Annotated in this window: 6 protein-coding genes; 4 read left to right on the top strand and 2 right to left on the bottom strand. The window is 75.5% G+C overall.

Annotated elements, in window-relative coordinates; all coding sequences use genetic code 11:
• Positions 1-29 precede the first annotated feature (29 nt).
• Entirely contained in the window at positions 30-1,085 is a 1,056-nt protein-coding gene (locus tag ACWEVS_RS26550) for a DUF917 domain-containing protein (protein ID WP_452553866.1), read from the bottom strand.
• Between the two features lie 87 nt (positions 1,086-1,172).
• Between ACWEVS_RS26550 and ACWEVS_RS26545 the strand changes: the two genes are divergently transcribed.
• Together ACWEVS_RS26545 and ACWEVS_RS26540 are read left to right on the top strand one after the other, a co-directional pair.
• Positions 1,173-2,486, top strand: coding sequence for a PucR family transcriptional regulator (locus ACWEVS_RS26545; RefSeq protein ID WP_452553864.1), 1,314 nt, complete (start codon positions 1,173-1,175; stop codon positions 2,484-2,486).
• 3 nt (positions 2,487-2,489) lie between these two features.
• Positions 2,490-3,254, top strand: a complete 765-nt coding sequence (locus ACWEVS_RS26540) for an inositol monophosphatase family protein (protein ID WP_354916318.1) — start codon at positions 2,490-2,492, stop codon at positions 3,252-3,254.
• Positions 3,255-3,366: 112 nt separating this feature from the next.
• Here the strand turns inward: ACWEVS_RS26540 and ACWEVS_RS26535 are convergent, their stop codons facing one another.
• Entirely contained in the window at positions 3,367-4,002 is a 636-nt protein-coding gene (locus ACWEVS_RS26535) for a GntR family transcriptional regulator (protein WP_452553862.1), read from the bottom strand.
• 21 nt (positions 4,003-4,023) lie between these two features.
• Between ACWEVS_RS26535 and ACWEVS_RS26530 the strand changes: the two genes are divergently transcribed.
• Both ACWEVS_RS26530 and ACWEVS_RS26525 read left to right on the top strand, forming a co-directional pair.
• Positions 4,024-5,211 carry a CaiB/BaiF CoA transferase family protein gene (locus tag ACWEVS_RS26530; RefSeq protein WP_452553860.1) on the top strand — a complete coding sequence of 396 codons (1,188 nt, stop codon included), beginning with the start codon at positions 4,024-4,026 and terminating at the stop codon, positions 5,209-5,211.
• Entirely contained in the window at positions 5,208-6,161 is a 954-nt protein-coding gene (locus ACWEVS_RS26525; protein ID WP_449925036.1) for an HpcH/HpaI aldolase/citrate lyase family protein, read from the top strand. The genes ACWEVS_RS26530 and ACWEVS_RS26525 overlap by 4 nt, the downstream gene beginning before the upstream one ends.
• Positions 6,162-6,269: the final 108 nt, after the last annotated feature.

Raw genomic sequence — 6,269 nt, 5'->3', positions numbered from 1 at the left:
CCAGGGAGGACGTCCATGCCGGTTGACATCTACTGGCGCATCGGCACCCACGGCGCAGCGAGGGCTGGTCGCCGTGCGGAAGGGGGAGCGGAGGGGGTGTCAGGGAGACCGCGGACGGGAACGGCCAGGCCGGTGAGGCCGAAGGCCTCGGGGCCGGCCAGGCGCAGCCCCTCCTCGGTGTACCAGACCGGGTCGCAGGGCACCCGCACCACCGACACCCGCAGGCCGTACCTGACGTGCTCGGTGTCCACGACCTCGCCGGTGCGGGCGTCGAGCAGCGCGATCACGTCGGGCACCACCGCCAGCGGCGCGCCGTCCTCCAGGACGGCCAGGAACTCGGTGCCCGCCTCGATCCGCACCAGCCGGCCGAGATCGGCGCCCAGGCCCTCGATGACGATCGAGCCGGTCTCGGCGATCTTCCCGGAGACGAGGGGCGCGGGCAGCTCGGTGCCCAGGCGCAGCGCGCGCGTGACCGAGCCGAGCGCGGTGGCCGACGCGACCTGGTGGCCGCGCATGACGTACTCGGTGGTGGCCGCCTGGCCGCCGAACGGCTCGAGCGCCGCGCGCACCAGCCGTTCCAGCCAGCGCCCGTCCACGTGCTCGATCACCACGGTCCTGCCCCGGCCGTCGCACATCACCGCGGGAGTGGCGGAGATGCCGCGCAGCTCCATCACGGTCTGGTTCATGCGGGGGAAGGCGCGGCTCATCCCGTCGGCGTCGACCAGCGGCAGGCCGAGGCGGGCGGCCCAGGTGAGCGCCAGGCAGCCGTTCGCGCCGCCGATCTCGCTGGCCAGCACGGCGCCGACGGGCGTGCCGTACCGCTGCTCGATCTGCCGGCGCAGGTGCACGGGCTCGTCGGTGCCGCCGACGCGCTCGGACATCACCGCGGAGGAGCCCGCACTGCCGACCGGCATCACCAGCAGCTCGGGGTCGAGCTCGCCGGGCTGGACGACACGGACCGGCCCGTGGTCGTCCAGCGCCTGGAGCGCGGCGGCCCTGGCGATCGTCACGGGGCCGCCGCCGCCCGAGCCGAGGACGGCGCATCCCCTGGCGTAGGCGGGCAGTGACGCGGTGTCGATGCGCATGTCCCCACAGTAGGAACTCCGAGGTCATGCATGGTGTGCTGGCAGAACCTCATTGGATGGTCAGTGTGCCCGTGGCACACTTCGGAGATGGATGGCGTGGACGGCCTGCGGCATCTGGCCGGGCCGATGAGCGGCCGCCGGGCCACCGGTGTCCGGCTGGTGGAGGACCTGCGGCGGATCGTGTCACAGCCGGGCGGAGCCGTGCTCGTGCTGACCGCCGCCGCGGCGCGCGAGGCGGCCGGATACCGCCTGGAGGTGGCGCTGCGGGACGCGGGCGCGGCCGGCGCGGCGGCGCTCGTGCTGACGGCGCCGGTGGAGGTGGGACGCGGCGCCGCCGCGCTGGCCGAACGGGCCGGGATCGCCCTGCTGGCGGCGGAGGGCGACCTGGCCGAGCTGGTGGTCGCCCTCGACAGGGCCATCGCGGGCGACGCCGCCGACGCGCTTGTCCGGGCCGACAAGGCGGTACGCGGCGTGCTCGGCGCGGGCGGCGTGCCCGCCCGGATGGCCGAGGCGGCGGGGGCGGCGCTCGGCGTCGAGGTGGGAGCCGACTTCTCCGCGCCCGAACGGGACGACCACCTCGGGCGGGCGACCAGGATCGTGCTGCGGCTGGCCGAGCTGGCCGCCGCCGCCGGACCGGCCGAGGAGCCGCCCGCCCGCTCGCGTGCCCAGGTGCTGACGGAGCTGCTGATCGCCCCGGAGAAGCAGGCCCAGGAGCTGGCCCCCAGGGCGCGGACGCTCGGCCTGCCCGTCGACGGCTGGCACGTGGTGCTGCGCGTGGAGGGGCCCGAGCCGTACGCGCTGCTCGACACCGTCGCGGCGCGGGCCGGCCGCGTGGTGCGTGACCTGGTCGGTCCCGAATGGAGCGTCGCGATGGCCGACGGCGCGCTGATCGTGGTCCGCACCACGCCCCGCGACCAGGGGCGGGCGGGGCTGCGCGCCGCCGCCGCGGACGCCGCGCTGCTCCTCGAGCGGGTACCGCCGGCGGGCGCCCGGTTGCGCTGCGGCGTCAGCACCGCCCACCAGGGCCTGCTCGGGCTGCGCACCTCCGCGTCGGAGGCCCGTACGGCGCTGCGCCGCAGCCCGGCCGCGCTGGCCACCTACGACCTGGCGGGGCTGGACCGGATGCTGGAGGAGTGGTACTCCTCCGACGCGGCCCAGCAGGCGGTGCGGGAACTGCTGCAGCCGATACTGGAACAGAAGAGGGCGGGACTGCTGCTGGACATCCTGAGGGCCTACCTCGACCACCACGGCTCGCCGGCCAAGGCCGCAGAGGAGGTGCGCATGCACCGCAACGCCGTGAGCAGGAACATCAGGCGCATCGAGACGCTGCTGCAGGCCGACCTCGACGACCCGCAGCAGCGTCTGGCGCTGCAGCTGGCGTGCCGAGCGGCAAGGATATGAGACATGACCGAACTACTGGACATCGCGTCGGAGGCGGCCAGGGCGGTCGGCGGGCCGCTGCGCAAGGCGTTCCGCTCCCGCCCGCCCGTCGAGACCAAGCGCGACTTCCACGACCCGGTGACCGAGCACGACCGCGCCGCCGAGGAGACGATCCGCGAGGTGATCCTCTCGCACCGCCCCGACAGCGTGATCGTGGGCGAGGAGGGTGGCACCACCGGATCCGGCGAGGTGACCTGGTACGTCGACCCCATCGACGGCACCGCCAACTTCGCCGCCGGCATCCCGTTCTTCTGCGTGTCGATCGCCGCCGCGGTGGAGGGCGAGCTGGTCGCGGGCGTCGTCTACGACCCGGTGCGGGAGGACGAGTTCACCGCCTCCACCGAGGGCGCCTGGTGCAACGGGGTCCCGCTGCGCTCGCGCGGCGCCGTGCGCGACCGTGAGGCGATGCTGCTGAGCAGCTACCCCACCCCGCGCGACCTCGACCAGGACGGCCAGGCCGCGCTCGACCGCTACGCGGCGGTGGTCCGCTCCTTCGCCGCGGTCAGGCGGCTGGGCAGCGCGGCGCTCAAGCTGGCGCACGTGTCCGGCGGGTGGGCGGACGTGGCCTACGGGCGGCTGTCGAACCCGTGGGACGTGGCGGCGGGGGCGCTCCTGGTACGGCAGGCGGGCGGCGTCTACCTCGGCGACCCCCTGGTGCCGGGGGACTACCTGGCCCACGTGGGCGGCTTCGACCTCGCCGCCTCGGCCCTCGCCGACGTGGCCGCCTGACCGCGCGGGGCCGGTCTTCTCCGGCGCGCGACTCTCGGACAGTCGCGACCGCTTCGGCGCGCGGGCTCCGGCCCCGCCCGTCCGCTCGACGCGGCGCCCGCCGGGCCCGCCGTCAGGCCCGGCGGTGGGCCGCACCCGCCTTCACGTGCTCGATCATGATCTGCTCGGCCGTCTCCCCGTCGCCGCGCTCCAGCGCCATCAGGATCCGCTCGTGCGCGTCGAGCTGCCGCTCGGCCACCTCGGGGTCCAGCCACAGCGACGCCCCCGTCGGCACGGGGAAGCTGGCCCTGACCGCCCTGGCGTGGCGGCCCAGGAAGGCGGGCCCGCCGATGTCGGCGATCCGCAGGTGGAACTCCTCCGACTGGCCGCCCAGCAGGTCGTGCCGCCCGGCCGCGGCGTCCGCGACCATCGACTCGTGCAGCCGCCTGAGCTCGGCCAGCTGCGCCGCGGCGATGCGCCCGGCCGCCAGACGCGCACCCAGGCCCTCGACCACGGCCCGCACCCCGTAGAACTCCTCCAGCGCGTCGTCGCCGAGGTCGACCACGGTCGCCCCGTGGTGGGCCTCGTAGCTGATCAGCCGGTCCTTCTCCAGGCGGCGCAGCGCCTCCCTGACGGGCGTCACCGACACCCCGAGCCGGGTGGCGACGGCGGCGGCGCGCAGGGCGGTGCCGCCGGGGATCTGCCCGGTGCGGATCTCGTCCAGCAGGACCTCGTAGACGTAGTCCGCCTTGCTCATGGGCTGTCGCATAACTTATAAGATATAGGACTTATGACCAGTCTTGCCGATATCCGGGTGATCGACGTCGCGACGTTGTTCGCGGGGCCGTCCGCCGCGATGATGCTGGGCGACTTCGGCGCCGACGTCATCAAGATCGAGCATCCCCGCCGCGGCGACCCCTCACGCGGGCACGGCGCCGCCAAGGACGGCGTCGGCCTGTGGTGGAAGTCGCTGTCACGCAACAAGCGCGCCGCCGCCGTCGACCTGTCCGCGCACGAGGGGCAGGAGATCCTGCGCCGCCTGGCGCGCGGCGCCGACGTGCTGGTGGAGAACTTCCGGCCCGGCACCCTCGAACGCTGGGGCCTCGGGCCCGAACACCTGATGGAGCTCAACCCGCGCCTGATCGTGGCCAGGATGACGGGGTTCGGGCAGGCCGGGCCGATGGCGGGGCGGCCGGGGTTCGGCACGCTGGCCGAGGCGATGAGCGGCTTCGCCGCGATGACCGGCGAGCCCGACGGCCCGCCGACGCTGCCGCCGCTGGCCCTCGCCGACGGCATCGCCGGCCTGGCCATGTCCTATGCCATCATGGTCGCCCTGCACGCCCGCGAGCGGACCGGCCGCGGGCAGGTCGTCGACATGGCGATCATCGAGCCGATCCTTGGCCTGCTCGGGCCGCAGATGACCGCCTACCAGGCGCTCGGCGCGGTCCCCCGGCGTACGGGCAACCGGTCGAGCAGCAACGCCCCGCGCAACACCTACCGCACCCGCGACGGGCGCTGGCTGGCCGTCTCCACCAGCGCGCAGACCATCGCCGAGCGCGTGGTCACCCTGGTCGGACGGCCCGACCTGGTGGCCCAGCCGTGGTTCGCCACCGGCGCGGGCCGGGTCGAGCACGTCGAGGAACTGGACGAGGCGGTCGGCTCCTGGATCGCCGAACGCGACGCCGACGAGGTCGTCGCCCGCTTCGAGGAGGCCCAGGCGGCGATCGCCCCGATCTACGACGTGCGCGACATCGCCGAGGACCCGCAGTACGCGGCGCTGAACACCTTCATCGAGCTGCCCGACGAGGAGCTCGGCTCGGTCACCGTCCAGAACGTGCTGTTCCGGCTGTCGGAGACGCCGGGCGAGGTGCGCTGGACGGGCCGCCGCCTCGGCCAGGACACCGACGAGGTGCTCGGCGAGCTCGGCTACGCGCTCGAGGAGATCGCGAAGCTGCGCGAGAACGGGGTGGTGGCGTGACGCTGACCTGGCTGTACGTGCCGGGGGACCGGCCCGAGCGGTTCGACAAGGCCATGGCGTCGGGGGCCGACGTGGTCATCGTCGACCTCGAGGACGCGGTCGCGCCCGCCCGCAAGGACGCGGCCAGGCGCAACGTCGTCGACTTCCTGCGTACCGGCCCGTCGTCCCCGCGAACGCGCGCCGACGATGCCGCCGGTGCCGCCGGGGACCGCGGCGGGCCCGGCGCGGGTGCGCGTGCCGGCGATTCCACCGGGGAGCAGGGCGCGCCGGTGGTGGGCGCGCGGGTCGACGGCGCCGGCTGGGATCAGGGCGGGCCGTCCGTGCACGTGCGGGTCAACGACCCCGCCACGGACCACGGGCGGCGGGACCTGCGGGCGCTGGCCGGCCTGCCGCTCGCCGCCGTGCGGGTCCCCAAGGTGCACTCGGTCGCGACGCTGGACCTGGTGGATCTCGACGTCCCTGTCCACGCCCTGCTGGAGTCGGCCGCCGGCGTGGTGAACGCGGCCGCCGTCGCCGCCCACCCCAGGGTGGCGGGGGTGGCGCTGGGAGAGCAGGACCTGATGGCCGAGCTGTCCATCACCGACGAGGCGGCCCTCGACCACCTGCGGGTGCAGGCGGTGCTGGCCGCGGCGGCGGCGGGGCTGCCCCCCGTGGCGATGTCGGTCTACGCCGATGTGGCCGACGAGGCCGGGCTGCTGGCCTCCACCAGGCGGGGCAGGGCGCTGGGGCTGTACGGCCGGGCGGCGATCCATCCCCGGCAGCTGCCGGTGATCCGCGAGGCGTTCACGCCCACCCCGGAGGAAGTGGCCAGGGCGCGGGAGATCGTCGCGGCCGCCGAGCTGGCCGGCGACGTGGGCGCGGTGGCGCTGCCCGACGGCAGGTTCGTCGACGCGCCGGTCGTGGCGCGCGCCCGCCGTACCCTCGACCTGGCCGACCGGCTGGCCCGCTGACGCCCCGCCGCGCCCGGACCCGTGCCCGCTGGCGCCCGGCCACGTCCCGGCCCGTGCCCGCTGGCGCCCGGCCGCGTCCCGGCCCGTGCCCGCTGGCGCCCGCCCGCG

The organism is Nonomuraea sp. NPDC003754, from assembly GCF_053605785.1.
Note: the sequence above shows the minus strand (reverse complement) of the source record. Positions and strands in the feature narration are given on the sequence as shown.

What these genes read in the sequence shown, in the direction of transcription:
- ACWEVS_RS26550 (WP_452553866.1), bottom strand. Translation starts at nt 1,085, where the DNA reads ATGCGCATCGACACCGCGTCACTGCCCGCCTACGCCAGGGGATGCGCC.
- ACWEVS_RS26545 (WP_452553864.1), top strand. Translation starts at nt 1,173, where the DNA reads ATGGATGGCGTGGACGGCCTGCGGCATCTGGCCGGGCCGATGAGCGGC.
- ACWEVS_RS26540 (WP_354916318.1), top strand. Translation starts at nt 2,490, where the DNA reads ATGACCGAACTACTGGACATCGCGTCGGAGGCGGCCAGGGCGGTCGGC.
- ACWEVS_RS26535 (WP_452553862.1), bottom strand. Translation starts at nt 4,002, where the DNA reads ATGCGACAGCCCATGAGCAAGGCGGACTACGTCTACGAGGTCCTGCTG.
- ACWEVS_RS26530 (WP_452553860.1), top strand. Translation starts at nt 4,024, where the DNA reads ATGACCAGTCTTGCCGATATCCGGGTGATCGACGTCGCGACGTTGTTC.